This is a genomic window from Paenibacillus farraposensis, from assembly GCF_020736845.1.
Classification (GTDB): domain Bacteria; phylum Bacillota; class Bacilli; order Paenibacillales; family Paenibacillaceae; genus Paenibacillus; species Paenibacillus farraposensis.
Window position 1 is genome coordinate 119,117 of sequence record NZ_JAFFQR010000095.1, and the last position, 15,223, is coordinate 134,339.

The following is a 15,223-nucleotide window of genomic DNA, read 5'->3' on the forward strand; positions in this document are numbered from 1 at the left end:
GGTTACGATCAGTTTAACCTCTTATTGCCGGTTGTATGGGTAATATTAGATAAATCACTCCTTTTACAAATTCAGTATATTCCAACATAATCGATCAGACTTCGCATTGTAATCTGAAATAAATGCATTAATTGTTGAGAATTCTGGGCTCACCAAGAAATCAAAATGGGCATATGCTAATGCATTCTTGTTAGAAAAAAGGAGGAGAAATAATGGCGTATACTCATGATCCGCATTCGACTCATATGTGTATTCATTATCCGCAACCGTCTTATATGCACAATTTAAAACAGGAAACATTATCGGTAGTTGAGCCTTGGGTAAGAAACGGTTTGTGGGAAGCGCAGACCATTTCTACGGAACATGCTTTAAGAGAGGCAGCAGCCGTTTCCTACCTCATAGGAAGAGGATATCAACCGCAACATGCTCATCAAATTGTAGAATCGTGGTGGCATCGTTAATAAAATAAAAATGGTTCAGCGATCATGCATACCAAGCGTGGTCGCTTTTTTTGATAATCGCTATTCCTGTTCTACAAAAAGCAATGTTACGCCATCGCGACCGATATCGTTGTTCAAAGAAAAAGCCATCTCTCCACTGCAACCTGTGGAAGGATGACTTTGAAATAGCGGTGCACTGACTTACCCAAAGAACGAATTGCAAGCAATCAAAATAATGATAATCCACTTAAAATCGTACTGAACTGACCTAATGTGAAAGAGCCGATGCGAATCGCCAACATTTTTTTCCCCAGGGTTACACCAAGCCAGATCGTGATATAACCGCCGCCTGCCGCAGTTAGAGAGATCGCAATTGGTGACAGTCCCATCATACCTGCACCAATCCCATTTGTAACGGCATTAGCGGCAAGTGCAACCCCCAGCACCGCTGCCTCAAGGTTTCCTATAGAACCTGATTTGTCTTTATCCACGGTTTCGGGATTTTGTAGAATTCCTTCGAGTGATCCGCTTGACGCAGTCTCCCCGGCTTCTTCACTGTTCTGGTTGGATTCCTGGTTCTTACGCGGTACAGCCAGCAGAATGATGCGGGTACCGACAATGAATAGCAATAACGCTCCGATCAGGACGGGTAATATGCCTGGAAGTACCTCCGCAATCCACAGACCGGAAATGATCCCTGACATGCTAAGGATGAAGCAGATGACCGCAATAATTAAATTTGATAAATGGTTAATACGAATCCCTCGAATCCCATAAGATATTCCAACCCCCAAATTATCCAGACTAGATGATACGGCGAATCCAAAAATTAAAATCCAAGTAACCATCTTATATCACTCCTTGTTGTCTGTTTACAATCATACTATTGAGCATATTGCAATTAGGTGCCCATCCATCTAAAAAAATGTTGAGATCCCCTCAACATTCTGAATCAACATCAACATAAGGTAAGGTGAACTGCAAATGTCCGATGAGAAGAGAAACGCCACACTGGGCGAGACACTGGTCTCCTTGCTGAAAGAACATTCTTTGTCTATGCGCAAGCTAAGCGCCGCTACCGGCATAGATACGGCCACGATATCGCGAATCGTTAACGGGAAGCAACGAGCCAAGCCTGAACATCTCGAGGCTTTTGCCCTTCATCTTGATGTTCCCTCCGCTCCACTCTTCCAAGCCGCTGGTTATGGCGCCCCCACTGTTCCCATTTTTCATAACCAGCCGAACGATATCTACTCCTCCATCAACAGCATTAAAGAAATCCTTCAATCCTCCAACCTCATGGACCACCAGTTTACTGCCGAGCAGGTTCAGAAAGAACTGAGCAAATACGAGCCCTATGTCCTAACCGAAGAAGGAGCGCGGATTATCCACAATGACTTTCCCAGTAAAGTAAAAAGCGTTAACGGAGCGGGACCATTCATTGAGGAGCTCAAGCGGATGTATCAGCTCTACAGCAGTGATGACATCACCACGGAGGAGCGTTCGATCCTCGGCAGCGGTTTGTTATACTTCGTCTCCGCTACAGATATCATTCCCGATTATGTATTTCCCTTAGGCTATCTGGACGATGCAATCGCCGTACAAATCGTACTGGATCGCCTCCAGGATACGCGGAACAACAAGCCCCAGCCTTGACCTGTAATAAATTAGTGTAAAATTGATAGTAGAATAAACTTTGTCATGATCAGCAAAAAGAGGATGTCTACCTTTGCAGAAAAGAGTTCTGCACTGGGGACAGCCTCACATAGCTATGCCTTAGTTTCGATAGTTTTTCCTATCAAATATTTCTAAAATCATCAAAGCTCCCATTTTGTACCCAGAAATATAATCCGAAGCGGAAAATATGGAAATTAGAACATCATTAAAATCAGATCGTTCTTCAACTAATTTATAATATTGTTCTGATAATCTTGTTTTTAGAGTTTCCATAGAAGCAGATATCTTCTGATGGGTTAGTTCAAGTTCAGGATTTTTCGGTTTGACTCGTTCACTTGGATACCATTTGCCATAATATAAATCCTCCAAAATGCTCATATTCATCTTCTCCTTCTTTATAAAGATTTGGCGTAAATTTCGGATTGGTAGATGCATTTTGTTCTCCAAAACTAGAATATCCTTTTGGAATATCAATATTGATTTTTAGAGAATATTTCACTAGGAATAATTGAGAAACTAATAGCTAATTCCCACCAAACAAGCTCAGATTATTTATTAAATAGAACGAACCAAAAAAAGCCCTACCCCGCAGGATAGAGCTCTAAAACACGTGAAGAAAATCAAGCACCCATCGTAAATAATACCACCGCCTGGTTGCCGGTTTTGGTCTGATTGCCATAGGCAGTACTGGACGGGGTAGTGACATCTCTGCTTGGTAAGAAGAACTCTAAATATAACCAACAGCATCACACGATGGGGTTAGACGAGAAATGTTTAAGATGAAAATCCACCCAAATCAATCACAAGTCACTTTATTGCTATTAGCTTGTAAATTGAACAATCTACTTACTTTTTAAGTTCACTACTCTTTCAAAATGAATAAAGGTTTTTTTGTTGATGTCGTATAAATAAACACTATTAGGAATTTGTAGTTATCAGTATGCTCAGCAAGAACAAGTTGCGAAGGAGTTAATGAATATAGTACATTTAAATATCTTTTTTCAATATCTTCTGGAGTTGGAGAAAGAACGTAATTCCATTTTCTCTTTTTTTGTCCTATTAAATATAAGTGTGAGTTTAGCAGTATGTATGCTACCCCAAAAAACATAAAAATACAATTAATTATATTACCAATTCTTTCCGTTTTATTCCCATACAATATATTACATAGCATTATAGAATAAACTACCATATTCAACAGGACAACTAAAAAAATTTAAAACGGTAGATTTCTGTTCAGAAAGATTGAAATAGTCTTTTCCTTTCCCTTCTTTTATCCATTTTATTAAACATATGCAAAGAATAAAAACTAGACCTATAAAATATATTAAAAATAAAAAATCAGAAATAAACACTATATATTTCAGTTTTTTTATTTTTTCGTAAAATGTTGCAATGAGAAAACCGTAAAAAATAAAAACGATAAGGAACAAAAGAAATACACAAATACTTTGTAAGGCTTTTTGATGTTTAGGTACAAAGATTTTATCAAAATGATTTGAGGTTAGTGTTTTAAAAACAAAATTAATAACATATAAAATAGTTGTACTTAATAACAATTTCAAAATTATTTCCATACTATAATCCCCTAATAAATAAACTGATATAGATTACAAAAAAATCTTGGTTTTACATTATTGTTGATGTACATCGCTGTTGAACTCAAAAAAAGTCCTTGCTTTGTTACAGAGTAAATAAAATTTACAATGATCAAAAAGCAAAGTTAAATTCCCCCTGATAATTAAATTACTATTTCAATTTAAAAAGAAGAAACTCCAATTCTCCCCTCTCAAGATGTCTCCATTGCCCACGTTCCAGATGATCCAAGGTAATATTCATAATTCGAACGCGCTCCAGCTTTAGCACTCTGTATCCCAAAGCCTTGCACATTCTGCGAATTTGCAAGTTCAGCCCCTGCGTCAAAATGATGCGGAACTCGTATTCGCTCGTACGATCAACCTTGCACGGTTTGGTAATGACGTTCAATATTTCAACACCGCGAGACATGGCCTGCGTAAATTCATCTGTAACAGGCTTGTCTACCGTCACCACATATTCCTTCTCATGACCATGCTCGGAACGCATCATTTGATTGACAATACTTCCATCGTTCGTCAATAAAATGAGTCCTTCTGACGCTTTATCCAGCCTGCCGATGGCAAAGATGCGTGTAGGATAATTGATATAACTAATAATATTGCCAGTCACCTGTTCCGCTGCCGTACACACAATGCCGATAGGCTTATTCAGCGCCAAATATACGGGTTCACTCCGGTTAGCCGGAATAGCTTCCCCATCGATCAGCACGATATCCAGTGGCTCTACATGAGCCCCTGCTTCACAAACCTTGCCATTAATCGTAATTCTCCCCGCGGCAATCAACCTGTTCGTTTCCCGGCGTGAGTAGAATCCCGTTTCACTTATATACTTGTTAATTCGCATGATTCACCTATTTTACGTCGTAGTATGAGATATATGGATAAATACAAAATATACATACCTGGCTTACTTACTTCTGCCGCTACCTTTGTTCCCACTTGATTTGGCGGCAACGCCACCTTTTGCAGCGCCTGCCGCTGTACTTCCCGGTACGCTTGTAGAGGCGCTTTTTCTCCTTACAGGCTTCGCTGTTTTATTCCAGCGTGTCCAGCCCTTACTGCCTGTACCTCTGCCGGTTCCGCCGCCCTTGCTTTTTGCCCCCATATGATCACTCCAATAGTCGTCGTTAAGATGTAACTACGCTATCATACCATTACTTCAAGCATAATGCCTGCTTGTTATGAAATTGGTTCCATATTTCAAATGCTGACCTCAGTGTGCCAAATAAAGGAGCGCATAAATACGTAAAAGCCCACACATGTTATTGTAGGCCGCAAAAAAGCTTTCTTTTCACCACTTGAACGGCTAATTTCCTCTAGAAAAGAAGGCTGTGCTCTCCAATCTTCAGGGGCCGCCGGACCCTACGGATTACCATCAATTGATGGGAAGACTGCATGCGGCAAAAGCCAAGCTTCCGAAAATTTATCAGGAAACGGTTGCCTGTCCTTTTATCAAAGTACTGGAAGAGCTTGGACAACAGGGCTTCACTGAAATTTTACTGCAAGTCCCGAACCGAAATAATACGGCTAGACTCATGTTGGATATCGCTCAGAGCATTTTACAAAACGGAGAAGGCTACAATGCCCTGGCGTCCGATGCTTTTCAGGAGATTGTGAGTGACCTGTATGACGGTTTTCTTGGCGCAAAAGATCGCGAGGGAATAAAAGAACTGGAACTCAGCATTATTCCGGCACTTATTAAATGGGGAGAGCCGGAAAATGGCCCGTATACTTGGCCCGCTGACGCCACAGCCGTATTTAAAGTGCAAGCAGCTATTGTCAGTCTTCCTCCTGCACATGCAACCAACGGATTGCTGGCTTGGTCAGTATCAAAATTAACGGAAATGCAATCGATCCTGAAACGTCAAAACGCTCTGCCCGCATTGTGGCTGAAGCTATCATGAAAACCAGACTCAGAAGCCTTGAGGATCACAGTCTGGATGAAATCCAAAACTGGAGAAACGAGGATGAGAGCATCGCTGCATTTTTACGAACCCTGCTGCAAACCACCGGTTCGCTTACCGATGAGCACCGCTCCGGCTTCTATGCCGCGCATGTGGTAGCTGCTGCTATTACCGAGGGACTTTCTCACGAAGCGGATCTGCAGGTTATAGTTAATCGGATGATGTCGCTGTTAAAGCTGATGCACGACATCAATCCTGCTTGGGGGCCACTTTTCGTACAGCATCCTGGCGATATTTCACGTCATCTGCTCTATCACCCAGCCACTCCAAATCTGATTTCCCTCTAGGCAATCCACAATGATAACCCGCAAAATCGTTTGCTTAAAGACAAGCAGCCTTTTTGCGGGTTTTTCTCTTGTCCCTGAACTTGTACCTGAACCCGTGGTATTTTTGCTTGCGCACAGGTTAATAATGAGAAGTGAGAATTTAGCCTGTTAAGAAATCAGCCATAAAGGAGTGCAGCAGATGTCTGTTGATGTTTATCTTAACTTTAATGGAAACTGTCGTGAGGCAGCGGAGTTCTACGCAGAGGTTTTTGGGACAGAGAAACCAAAAATCATGACGTTCGGTGAAACACCGTCCAACCCCGATTATCCTTTACCGGAAGAAGCGAAAAATTTGGTCATGCACACACGGCTCAACATTGATGGAAGTAACGTGATGTTTTCAGATGTTTTTCCCGGCATGCCTTTTGTTGCTGGAAATAACATCAGCCTCGCCTTCGTCAATAAGGATGAGGAGAGAATCAGATCGGTCTTTCAAAAATTAAAAGAAGGCGGGACCGTAAAAATGGAGCTCCAAGAAACATTCTGGAGCAAATGCTACGGAAGTCTGAAAGATAAATTTGGGATTGAATGGCAATTTAATTATGATAACGGAATGACCGATGGTTAGTCTTTAATACGACGAATAAGCCCTTACAAGCTATTCTGATTGAATGCTTTGTGAGGGCTTATTCTCAGTCGTTTCCTATATTGATATCCAAAATAGAATTAAATACTTCCTGCGGTAGTGATGGATGTGAATCATCCATTCAACCAGTAGTGATGGGTAAAGCCGTGTTAGACTTTTCATGGAGTCGTCACCTTTCGGTTCGTTTGTAGGGGTACAAACATTTTACCGGGTTGACGACTCTTTTTGTACCATTTTGTGGTTAATCAACAGGCCTGCCTGAGAAAAGAATAACATTTTTTGATTCAATAAAACCATCATACTTACTGTACAATCCTAATAGAAGTTTGATAATTGTTGACTTTCCCAAGTCGTTGACTCCTTGAATAACTACAGTCTCCCCTCTCTAACCCTCTCTTTCGTCTTTAATTCACGGCTTTGTTTCGCCTCATGCTTCTACCAGGTTAACCCACAGTATACGCCGCCATCCATAGATCCCGCCTTAAAATAAAATTTTCCGCCTTATTCAATTCTTCCTACCCTTCCAAAAAGCTTCTTTTCCACGGCTTTGGATAGCTTTCCCCAGTTATAGCATTGCCATATACAACGAAAACCATCGTATAGGGCTCACGCCTTTTTTTATATTTCCGTGTTATGTGCCGTTACCGCGTCAAAAACTGGTTCATAATCTATTTTCGAAAATACCCAAGAACGGAGAGATGAGATGAAGCTATGTGTTTTAGGATTAGGTTATATCGGATTACCAACAGCTGTTATATTCGCCAATTCTGGAATAAATGTGCACGGAGTCGATGTGAATTCAACTGTGATCGATATGATACGGTCAAAACGGGTTCATTTGCACGAATCTGGCTTGGAAAAAGCCTTGGAGGATGCGATCGACTCAGGGAGCTTCACAGTTTCGATGCAGCCACAGGAAGCGGATGCCTTTATTATAGCCGTACCGACGCCCATTACCTCCGGCAAGACGGCTGATTTGTCGCAAGTTGTCAAGGCTGCGGAAATGCTTGTCCCCATTTTGAAGGAAGGAGATTTGGTCGTTCTCGAATCTACGGTGCCCCCCAAAACGGTGGAATCGGTACTGCTTCCTGTACTCAAACAAACGAATCTGGCCATTGGCGAACAATTGTTTGTTTGCTACTCTCCCGAGCGGGTGATGCCAGGCAGGTTGTTTCACGAATTGAAGCATAATGACCGCATTATTGGAGGAATAACCCCACTTTCTGCTCAAAAGTGCGCGGAACTGTACGAACAGATTGTAGAGGGGACCATTCATATTACCGATACCATAACCGCCGAAATGGTCAAATTGATGGAGAATACGTACCGTGACGTCAATATCGCATTGGCGAATGAACTGGCACGAATTGCGGAAGAGATTGGATTTGACGTTTGGGAAGCGATCCAATTGGCTAACTCGCATCCGAGAGTTCATATTCATTCACCCGGTTCTGGTGTCGGGGGTCACTGTATCGCTGTGGATCCATGGTTTATTTTCGAAAAAGCGCCGAAGGCAACCCGATTGATTGAGCTGTCGCGGATAACGAACGACAGTGTTCCTCAGTTGGTCTCAAATCGGATCCGTGAAATGGTAAGTAATATCCATAAGCCTGTCATCACCCTGCTCGGTGTCGCATTTAAAGGGGATATAGACGACATCAGAGAGAGTCCTTCCCTTGTCGTAATGAACGAGCTTCGCAAAAACGGTTATCAGCTTAAAATTTACGATCCCTATGTCAACCAAGACATGACGGATAAAGTGCCCACATTGCATGAAGCCGTGACGGGATCCGATTGTATCGTTCTGCTTACCGACCATACGATATTCAAAGATATTGATTTCGACCTGATCGGAAGGTTAATGCGATCACGGCGGATCATCGATACCCGAAATCTGGTGAATCTTAACCGGCTACGGCTTTCGGGATTTATATGCGAAAAAATCGGCACGCCGCTTGCGCGCTATGATACCGCACAACCAGGTGAGAGAAGGTGAGTCTATTCGATACGAATGAACAAAGAGCGAATCGTAAACAACTGCGGATAATGATCATGGAAAGGATTAGACGTTTCAAGCCGTATAGGTTAAGCGGTTGCGGTCGGCCTAACATCCGTGTGGCCTGTATCATGGATGCGTTCAGCTATGCCTGTTTCAAATACGAATGCAAGTTGATGCATCTGAATGTCTCAACTTGGAGGCGGCAAATCCAATATTTTAAACCGAATCTGTTATTAGTAGAATCCGCCTGGCAAGGGCTTGACAGATCATGGCGGCGCCAGCTTTACGATATCGGCGGAAAGCGGGACGTGGTAATACGGGAAATCATCAGGTTTTGCAGGAAAAACGGAATACCAACGGTGTTTTGGAACAAGGAGGACTCCCCCAACTACAAGCACTTCATCTCTACCGCTAAGTTATTCGATTACGTATTTACTACCGACGCAAACTGTATCAAACGGTATAGGCGGGATCTGGGGCACGACCGGATCGACGTACTCCCTTTTGCAGCTCAGCCCGTGCTCCATAATCCCGTTGATACCAGCTATCATTCAAAGGAAAACGTGGCTTTCGCAGGAACCTGGTATCGAACCAAATACCCCCATAGACCAAAGGATATGTCGTTGATTCTGGGTCCAGCGCGGAGCCTTAACCTGCATATCTTTGATCGAAAACGCAATTACAGAATCAACAATGTTTATAAGTTTCCAAAAATATATCGACCTTATATTGTAGGCTCATTGCCCTATGAGGAGATGGTAGAGGCATATAAGCTGTATAAGGTATTTTTAAACGTAAACTCTGTGAAGGACAGCCCGACGATGTTTTCGAGAAGAGTTTTTGAAATACTTGCTGCAGGAACGAATGTAATCAGCACTTACTCCCTCGGAATCGAAACTATGTTTTCCGGAATTGTGCCGATCGCGGGATCGGTCGATGAGACGAATGCTCTCCTGCACAGCCTGCTTCATAACGCCCATTATAGCGAGCGGCTCAGTTTGTTGGGGCTACGGGAAGTACATTTAAAGCATTTGTACAGACACAGGTTCGATCAAATCCTTAAAACGCTCGGGATCGCGGCATCCCCGCATAAGGGAGTGGCTATCATCGCCTGCCAGGATCAATATGCTTATCTGGATGGGCTGCTCAACAGTTTCCATAACCAGGCTTTGGAGCATAAGGAGCTGATCCTTTTGTTTGATGAGACCGCCATATCCGAAAAGCAAGTAAAGGAATTGCAATCCAAGCCAAACGTCGTACTACATCTGTTTTCCGAGGAGACCCCTTTTGACGAGCGCATCGGTTTGGCCATTCGCCATACCGGTTACGATTTCGTCGCTCTGATGAATGGAACGGATTATTATGCCGCACATTTCCTGACCGACCTGATGCATGCCTTTCATTATACGGATGCCACTATCGTCGGCAAGCTGACCCGATATTTATACCTGGAAACCCGGAAACAACTGATGCTCGTATCCCCGGATAAAGAGAACCAATATGTCGAGCGGCTAAGCGGGGAAGCAATGATCATAAAAAAGCAGGTTTTATCCGAAATTTCGCTACGCGGCAGGACGAATGAGGAGTTTGAACGTTTTTTCTCGGACTGTCGGAGCAATGGTATGAAAATGTTCGCAGCGGATAAATTCAATTACATCCGTATTGTTAAGAAAAGTGACGAGTCTTCCTTGTCCGGGGACGAGGTGGATATCAAAACAACTACGGCTGTAAGCTGTAGCGGTGATCATTTAGCATACGCCACAGTATAGGCCAATGCTAACGAAAGGATGTGAGTAACATTTAGGATGACTAAACATGGAAAACGCCCATTTGACCCGGGTACGAGTTCGAATGATTATCCTGCAATCACTTCGGAAGAATGGGACACAAATAAATTACTCGAGATTGCATCCGTTATGAGTAAAGCTCCCGCAGCCAAGAGGCAGTCAATGTGGGAGCTTGTCAGCCAATCTTTGTTGAAATCCGGATCATACCTGCCAATCACCCATGAAACTGATAGGTTGTTAACCGATCTATTCTCCGGAAAACATGCTTGGGCATGCTTGCGAATGCGCTGGCTGGTCGAACGGGGTGAACTGGAAGAAGTTCAGCGGAAATTGCATAATTACTCAGCCCTTCAGAAGGTAAAAATCCTCCTCTATCTAGCGAAAATCTGCTGTCAATACAATGATTTTCTTACTGCATTAAACTATGCGAAACAGGCTTATCGCATCGACGCTAATAATGTGCAAGTGTACAGACGGCTTGCGAGTATCCACCATCGGCTCGGCAACATTACGAAGCGGCTCTTTTTTCTGAAACGGATTAATGAGCGATTTGGCCGCCTCTATGACAATGAATTAGCAAATGCGCATGACGAAATCCAGCATTTGCACAAACAATGGGAATTAAATGTTGATTGGGGCCGAATCGTTCATGGCTCTACGATTGTCCACGTATGGAACAAATCCTTACCCACAATAAACGGTTACACCATGAGAAATGCGGAAATCATTAAACATCAGAAGGAAATGGGACTGGAAGTCGTCGGCGTTACAAAACTGGAATGGCCTCCGGCTGGCCATCGAGATTCAGTCCATTTCTGCCTCAACGGGATTGACATGTATCGCCTGTACGATGCAAACCATACGGAGTTGAACAAGGTTCCGATGAGCCAATATTTCCGGTTATATGCCCATCGGTTCGCCAAACTGCTCGAGTCTCTCAAGCCGGGCATTATTCATGCGGCATCGAATTTTCAAAACGCTCTTCCTCCGCTTATGGTCGCCCGTAAGTTCGGAATCCAGTCCGTTTATGAAGTGAGAGGCATGTGGCATTATACCCAGTCTTCAAAAATAAGAGGATTTGAGCATTCGGAGCGGTACCACCTGCACGAAGCTTATGAATTGACCTGCTGCCGACTTGCGGATCGGGTCGTTGTCATTAGCGATGGTTTAAAGAAGCATCTGATTGATCTCGGCATCCCTTCGGAGAAAATGACAGTTATTTATAACGGAGTAAATGTCAACAATTTTCAACCGCAGCTGCCATGTCCCGAGTTGCAAGAGACCTTTAGCCTCGAGGGAAAACTGGTTGTTGGATTTGTCGGTACCCTGGAGAAGTATGAGGGACTGGACTATCTGCTTCACGCCCTAGCTATCCTGAAAGGGCAGCGAAGCGATATAAAGCTGATTATCGTCGGAGACGGACCCGCCTTGCCCGATTTGCATAGACTGTCAGTGTCACTTGGTCTGAAAAGGGAAGTCTCATTTGTCGGTGCGGTGCCCCATGAACAGGTTAGGAGGTTTTACTCGGTCATGGATATTCTGCCGTTTCCGCGCACGCGGGCGAAGGTTTGCGAACTGGTTACACCCCTGAAACCATATGAAGCGATGGCGATGGGGAAAACCGTAATGGTGAGCGATATACCAGCCTTACGAGAGATGGTGTCGAACGCTCACACCGGCCTGATATTTCAGCCGGAAGATGCTGCGTCGCTTGCGGAGGCGATAGCCAGTGCCGAGCAGCATCCCTACTTGGGAAGGAATGCGAGGGAATGGGTGATGCAAGAAAGGGACTGGAGCAACCTTTCACGCGGATATGTTGACGTCTATAACGAATTAGGACACCGGAAATAAGCAATCAACGAAAAAGGAGAGGAGTTTCTTTGGAAATATCGGGTATCAATTCGAGTTTGCCCGTCGTTACCGTAAGTTATCGACCTGATAATCATACCTGTGAGGCACAAGAAAACCGTGAAGACTATATCGTTGACTATTTATACGACTACGTAGGCCGTAGCCAGCCGCTCGAAACACCTGCTGGTTGGCTGGATCTGAGAAATCAAACCTACGAAAGCTTCATTGTAAAAACAAAACGCACATACAAGAGTACAAGGTCCGCGGAGTATGCAGCTCGCAAGTCGTTAAGTAAAGGGTTCTATGTAAAGCCCTTTGTGAGAAGACTGTTTACTCCAGATATCATCTCGATTACTCATTCCAAGGAAATCCGCAGCGGGGGCCCGAGGAGTGGGTTTCTTCTTGAAACATTGGAGGATATCGGGGGGCCGCCACAGCAATATTATCACTTTCGGATGCCAGATTGTCCATTTCATTACTCCATTTTTTGGGGAGCTTTTATGGATGCGCCGGGTCACACACAGGGAGAAATAGTAACGAACGAACGGCTTGTCGGATTCATCCATTTGCGACGGACGGGTAACGTCGCCCTATACACGCAAATACTCGGACATGGCGATTATTTGGTGGACGGGATTATGTTCCATCTCCATTTGCATATCGTGAAATGGATCTTGGACCAGAACAATCCTTACGGTCAAGGATTGGAGCATTTGGTATATGGCCGTTACTATGACGGCGGGGAAGGCCGGATTACATGGCGGAAAAAAACGGGTTTCGAACCCGCCTATCTTGTTCATTCCGATTGAAGGGAGAAATAAATGAAAAAGCCAGACCAAACGGAGAAAAAGCTTACGATATTTATTACGATTGATACGGAAGACGCATATTTCAATCCCCCCCGGCTGATCACCGGGGAGGGATTGCCGGAGCAGCCGGGAATCGGAAAAATAATGGATGTCATGGATCATTACCGGGTGAAAGGAAATTTTTTTCTGGATGTATACGATGTTAAGTACGATTCTGCCCTGCTCCAAAAGATTGCCCGGAATATTCATCTTAGGGGCCATGAAGTAGAGCTGCATACCCATCCGTTCGGAAGGCTTCCGTTTTACAGCAAGCCGATCTATGAGTACCCGCTACGGGAGCAAATTAATATTTTGGAGTACGGAAAACATTTCATCGCGGAGCAAACGGGATCATGTCCGATTGCGCATAGAGGGGGATCTTATGCAGTTGACGAAAACACGCTTTACGCTTTATCGGAGATCGGCATACCGATCGATTCCTCGGTCTTTTATCAGCACCCCAATAATCATTTGGAACAAATCCCGACCACGAATAAGACAATTTCCTATTATAACATCATCGAGATTCCGGTCACCTATGTCAAAATTATATCGAAAACCGGGGAACGTCTGAAATCCAAATTCGATCTGGATTGGTTATCTTATGATGAATTAGTGAAGGTCATCCAGCTGGCGAAAGCCCACGGGCTCAGAAAGATGACCCTTTTTTTGCACAGCTTTTCATTTATCAACAAGAAAACCAAGCCTGCTGGTGCTGCTGAGGATCCCTCGGCTCTGTTCAGGGATAAATCATCGGGTGGAACGGTGTACTGTGAAATCTACGGAACCGACTATCCGGATATTTCTTCCTTCGAAAAGCTGCTTCACTACATGACGAGCGATCCCGAAATTGAAGTGACCACGTTTAAAGATTGGTACGCAAAACATAAGAACGAACCTCCGGGTGAAGATTATGTACCGGTCATCGACAGACTTTTGTGATTATACTCTTTCAAGTGCAAAAAGATGACGTTTCCCCTCCTAAAGCCAAACGCTTTTGAGGAGGGGATCTTCTCGTTTTCACGGATAAAGTATCGAAAGGGGGACAGTTGTGTTCTGGAAATAAGTCAAACGTAAGCGAAGATAAACGTGTGTAGAAAAAAACGAGGCCGCCCTCAAACAGAATGATCTGTTTTTGGGACAGCCCCGTAATCCGGTCGGTCAAGAGAGTTTATTTAAGTTGTAATACTACAGAAGATGGATTCTTGTTGCTTCTGGATACTTTAATACCTGAACCGCCCTTATTTTGAGTAATTTCAAAAACAATCTTTCCAACTACTTTCGACACGTCTATTCTATAGACTTTTTGTGTTCCGGGCTCCAGGGTATCCTTAAGTGTAAGTTGGTCATCAACATACACGGGTAATGATTCTTTTTCCGACGAATTTTTATCGTATGCATTGAGGTTAAATTGACGACTAAATTTTTCGTTACTGTTTCTTATTTCCACATACAGACTATCGCTATCTTTCTTCGCAGGAAGTGTACAGCGCGAGATGTTTGTTTGTGACATACAATCCTCCTCAATCTTTTAATTTTTTACTCATTTCTGAGAGAATTAATAGCATTAAGGATAGCTTTACGATTATCGTTTCCTCCTTGCAACAATCCGTTCAGTGTATTAGTCAGGCTTGAGATCAGACCATCTATTTTACTTGGATCCTGGTTTCCTTTTAAGGCTTCCAATATAGTAAGTGTAGATAAAGTCATAGCGACATATGCACCACTATTATCACTGTAGTTGATCACGGTATTGTTTCCGTTCGTAAAGGTATTGTGCCCGGAGTCAGCTCTCGAATCCGCATCGGCTGTCGCTTCGGCATCGGCATCCGCATCGGCATCCGCGTCGGCATCCGCATCGGCTTTCGCTTCCGCATCGGCGTCAGCATCCGCATCCGCGTCGGCATCCGCATCGGCATCCGCATCCGCATCGGCATCGGCTTTCGCTTCCGCGTCGGCATCCGCGTCGGCATCCGCATCGGCTTTCGCTTCCGCATCGGCGTCAGCATCCGCATCCGCGTCGGCATCCGCATCGGCATCCGCATCCGCATCGGCTTTCGCTTCCGCGTCGGCATCCGCATCCGCATCGGCTTTCGCTTCCGCATCGGCGTCAGCATCCGCATCCGCGTCGGCATCCGCATCGGCAT

General features: G+C 44.1%; 17 protein-coding genes and 1 pseudogene. 11 read left to right on the forward strand and 7 right to left on the reverse strand.

All coding sequences use genetic code 11. From position 1 onward, the window contains the following. The first annotated feature begins 212 nt into the window (after positions 1-212). Complete coding sequence (locus tag JO375_RS15535) at positions 213-461, forward strand: hypothetical protein (RefSeq protein WP_229525314.1); 249 nt, start codon at positions 213-215, stop codon at positions 459-461. A gap of 206 nt (positions 462-667) precedes the next feature. On the opposite strand, the gene ytaF is transcribed toward JO375_RS15535, so the two are convergent. After that, a complete protein-coding gene (ytaF, locus tag JO375_RS15540) occupies positions 668-1,288 on the reverse strand; it encodes a sporulation membrane protein YtaF (protein WP_229525315.1) in 621 nt (206 codons plus the stop codon). Positions 1,289-1,424: 136 nt separating this feature from the next. Here ytaF and JO375_RS15545 point away from each other — a divergent pair, with 136 nt between their 5' ends. Beyond that, on the forward strand, positions 1,425-2,096 hold the full coding sequence (locus JO375_RS15545; RefSeq protein WP_229525316.1) for a DUF1232 domain-containing protein: 672 nt from the start codon (positions 1,425-1,427) through the stop codon (positions 2,094-2,096). Between the two features lie 120 nt (positions 2,097-2,216). Here the strand turns inward: JO375_RS15545 and JO375_RS15550 are convergent, their stop codons facing one another. From JO375_RS15550 to JO375_RS15565, 4 genes are all read right to left on the reverse strand, one after another. After that, complete coding sequence (locus JO375_RS15550) at positions 2,217-2,495, reverse strand: DUF6809 family protein (protein WP_229525317.1); 279 nt, start codon at positions 2,493-2,495, stop codon at positions 2,217-2,219. A gap of 785 nt (positions 2,496-3,280) precedes the next feature. Beyond that, entirely contained in the window at positions 3,281-3,694 is a 414-nt protein-coding gene (locus JO375_RS15555; RefSeq protein WP_229525318.1) for a hypothetical protein, read from the reverse strand. 172 nt (positions 3,695-3,866) lie between these two features. Beyond that, a complete protein-coding gene (locus JO375_RS15560; RefSeq protein ID WP_229525319.1) occupies positions 3,867-4,559 on the reverse strand; it encodes a pseudouridine synthase in 693 nt (230 codons plus the stop codon). 63 nt (positions 4,560-4,622) lie between these two features. Next, positions 4,623-4,820 carry a DUF3934 family protein gene (locus JO375_RS15565; RefSeq protein ID WP_229525320.1) on the reverse strand — a complete coding sequence of 66 codons (198 nt, stop codon included), beginning with the start codon at positions 4,818-4,820 and terminating at the stop codon, positions 4,623-4,625. Between the two features lie 226 nt (positions 4,821-5,046). Here JO375_RS15565 and JO375_RS15570 point away from each other — a divergent pair, with 226 nt between their 5' ends. The 3 genes from JO375_RS15570 to JO375_RS15580 all read left to right on the forward strand — a co-directional run bounded on the left by JO375_RS15570 (position 5,047) and on the right by JO375_RS15580 (position 6,573). Next, a complete protein-coding gene (locus JO375_RS15570; protein ID WP_229525321.1) occupies positions 5,047-5,619 on the forward strand; it encodes a hypothetical protein in 573 nt (190 codons plus the stop codon). Further along, a complete protein-coding gene (locus JO375_RS15575; protein ID WP_229525322.1) occupies positions 5,616-5,966 on the forward strand; it encodes a hypothetical protein in 351 nt (116 codons plus the stop codon). Before JO375_RS15570 ends, JO375_RS15575 begins: the two co-directional genes overlap by 4 nt. Positions 5,967-6,144: 178 nt before the next feature. Then, positions 6,145-6,573 (forward strand): VOC family protein, encoded by a 429-nt coding sequence (locus JO375_RS15580; RefSeq protein ID WP_229525323.1) that lies wholly within the window; start codon positions 6,145-6,147, stop codon positions 6,571-6,573. Between the two features lie 259 nt (positions 6,574-6,832). Here the strand turns inward: JO375_RS15580 and JO375_RS25095 are convergent. Further along, positions 6,833-6,964 (reverse strand): annotated as a pseudogene (locus JO375_RS25095) (hypothetical protein); the annotation flags it as partial. 330 nt (positions 6,965-7,294) lie between these two features. Here JO375_RS25095 and JO375_RS15585 point away from each other — a divergent pair. The 5 genes from JO375_RS15585 to JO375_RS15605 all read left to right on the forward strand — a co-directional run bounded on the left by JO375_RS15585 (position 7,295) and on the right by JO375_RS15605 (position 14,018). Beyond that, positions 7,295-8,587: a nucleotide sugar dehydrogenase gene (locus tag JO375_RS15585; RefSeq protein ID WP_229525324.1), complete on the forward strand. Its 1,293-nt coding sequence runs from the start codon at positions 7,295-7,297 to the stop codon at positions 8,585-8,587. Between the two features lie 56 nt (positions 8,588-8,643). Next, entirely contained in the window at positions 8,644-10,359 is a 1,716-nt protein-coding gene (locus JO375_RS15590; protein ID WP_229525325.1) for a glycosyltransferase family protein, read from the forward strand. Positions 10,360-10,659: 300 nt separating this feature from the next. After that, positions 10,660-12,228 (forward strand): glycosyltransferase family 4 protein, encoded by a 1,569-nt coding sequence (locus JO375_RS15595; protein ID WP_229525326.1) that lies wholly within the window; start codon positions 10,660-10,662, stop codon positions 12,226-12,228. A 29-nt stretch (positions 12,229-12,257) separates the two neighbouring features. Further along, positions 12,258-13,037 carry a hypothetical protein gene (locus JO375_RS15600; RefSeq protein ID WP_229525327.1) on the forward strand — a complete coding sequence of 260 codons (780 nt, stop codon included), beginning with the start codon at positions 12,258-12,260 and terminating at the stop codon, positions 13,035-13,037. Positions 13,038-13,049: 12 nt separating this feature from the next. After that, a complete protein-coding gene (locus JO375_RS15605; protein WP_229525328.1) occupies positions 13,050-14,018 on the forward strand; it encodes a polysaccharide deacetylase family protein in 969 nt (322 codons plus the stop codon). 229 nt (positions 14,019-14,247) lie between these two features. Here JO375_RS15605 and JO375_RS15610 read toward each other — a convergent pair whose 3' ends face one another. Beyond that, positions 14,248-14,589, reverse strand: a complete 342-nt coding sequence (locus JO375_RS15610; RefSeq protein WP_229525329.1) for a hypothetical protein — start codon at positions 14,587-14,589, stop codon at positions 14,248-14,250. A 263-nt stretch (positions 14,590-14,852) separates the two neighbouring features. Between JO375_RS15610 and JO375_RS15615 the strand changes: the two genes are divergently transcribed. Further along, positions 14,853-15,223: hypothetical protein (locus JO375_RS15615; RefSeq protein WP_229525330.1), on the forward strand; the 371-nt coding region annotated here is incomplete at its 3' end.

Coding starts and splice junctions, on each gene's coding strand:
- JO375_RS15535 (WP_229525314.1), top strand. CDS start 213: ATGGCGTATACTCATGATCCGCATTCGACTCATATGTGTATTCATTAT.
- ytaF (WP_229525315.1), bottom strand. CDS start 1,288: ATGGTTACTTGGATTTTAATTTTTGGATTCGCCGTATCATCTAGTCTG.
- JO375_RS15545 (WP_229525316.1), top strand. CDS start 1,425: ATGTCCGATGAGAAGAGAAACGCCACACTGGGCGAGACACTGGTCTCC.
- JO375_RS15550 (WP_229525317.1), bottom strand. CDS start 2,495: ATGAGCATTTTGGAGGATTTATATTATGGCAAATGGTATCCAAGTGAA.
- JO375_RS15555 (WP_229525318.1), bottom strand. CDS start 3,694: ATGGAAATAATTTTGAAATTGTTATTAAGTACAACTATTTTATATGTT.
- JO375_RS15560 (WP_229525319.1), bottom strand. CDS start 4,559: ATGCGAATTAACAAGTATATAAGTGAAACGGGATTCTACTCACGCCGG.
- JO375_RS15565 (WP_229525320.1), bottom strand. CDS start 4,820: ATGGGGGCAAAAAGCAAGGGCGGCGGAACCGGCAGAGGTACAGGCAGT.
- JO375_RS15575 (WP_229525322.1), top strand. CDS start 5,616: ATGAAAACCAGACTCAGAAGCCTTGAGGATCACAGTCTGGATGAAATC.
- JO375_RS15580 (WP_229525323.1), top strand. CDS start 6,145: ATGTCTGTTGATGTTTATCTTAACTTTAATGGAAACTGTCGTGAGGCA.
- JO375_RS15585 (WP_229525324.1), top strand. CDS start 7,295: ATGAAGCTATGTGTTTTAGGATTAGGTTATATCGGATTACCAACAGCT.
- JO375_RS15590 (WP_229525325.1), top strand. CDS start 8,644: ATGGAAAGGATTAGACGTTTCAAGCCGTATAGGTTAAGCGGTTGCGGT.
- JO375_RS15595 (WP_229525326.1), top strand. CDS start 10,660: ATGCGCTGGCTGGTCGAACGGGGTGAACTGGAAGAAGTTCAGCGGAAA.
- JO375_RS15605 (WP_229525328.1), top strand. CDS start 13,050: ATGAAAAAGCCAGACCAAACGGAGAAAAAGCTTACGATATTTATTACG.
- JO375_RS15610 (WP_229525329.1), bottom strand. CDS start 14,589: ATGTCACAAACAAACATCTCGCGCTGTACACTTCCTGCGAAGAAAGAT.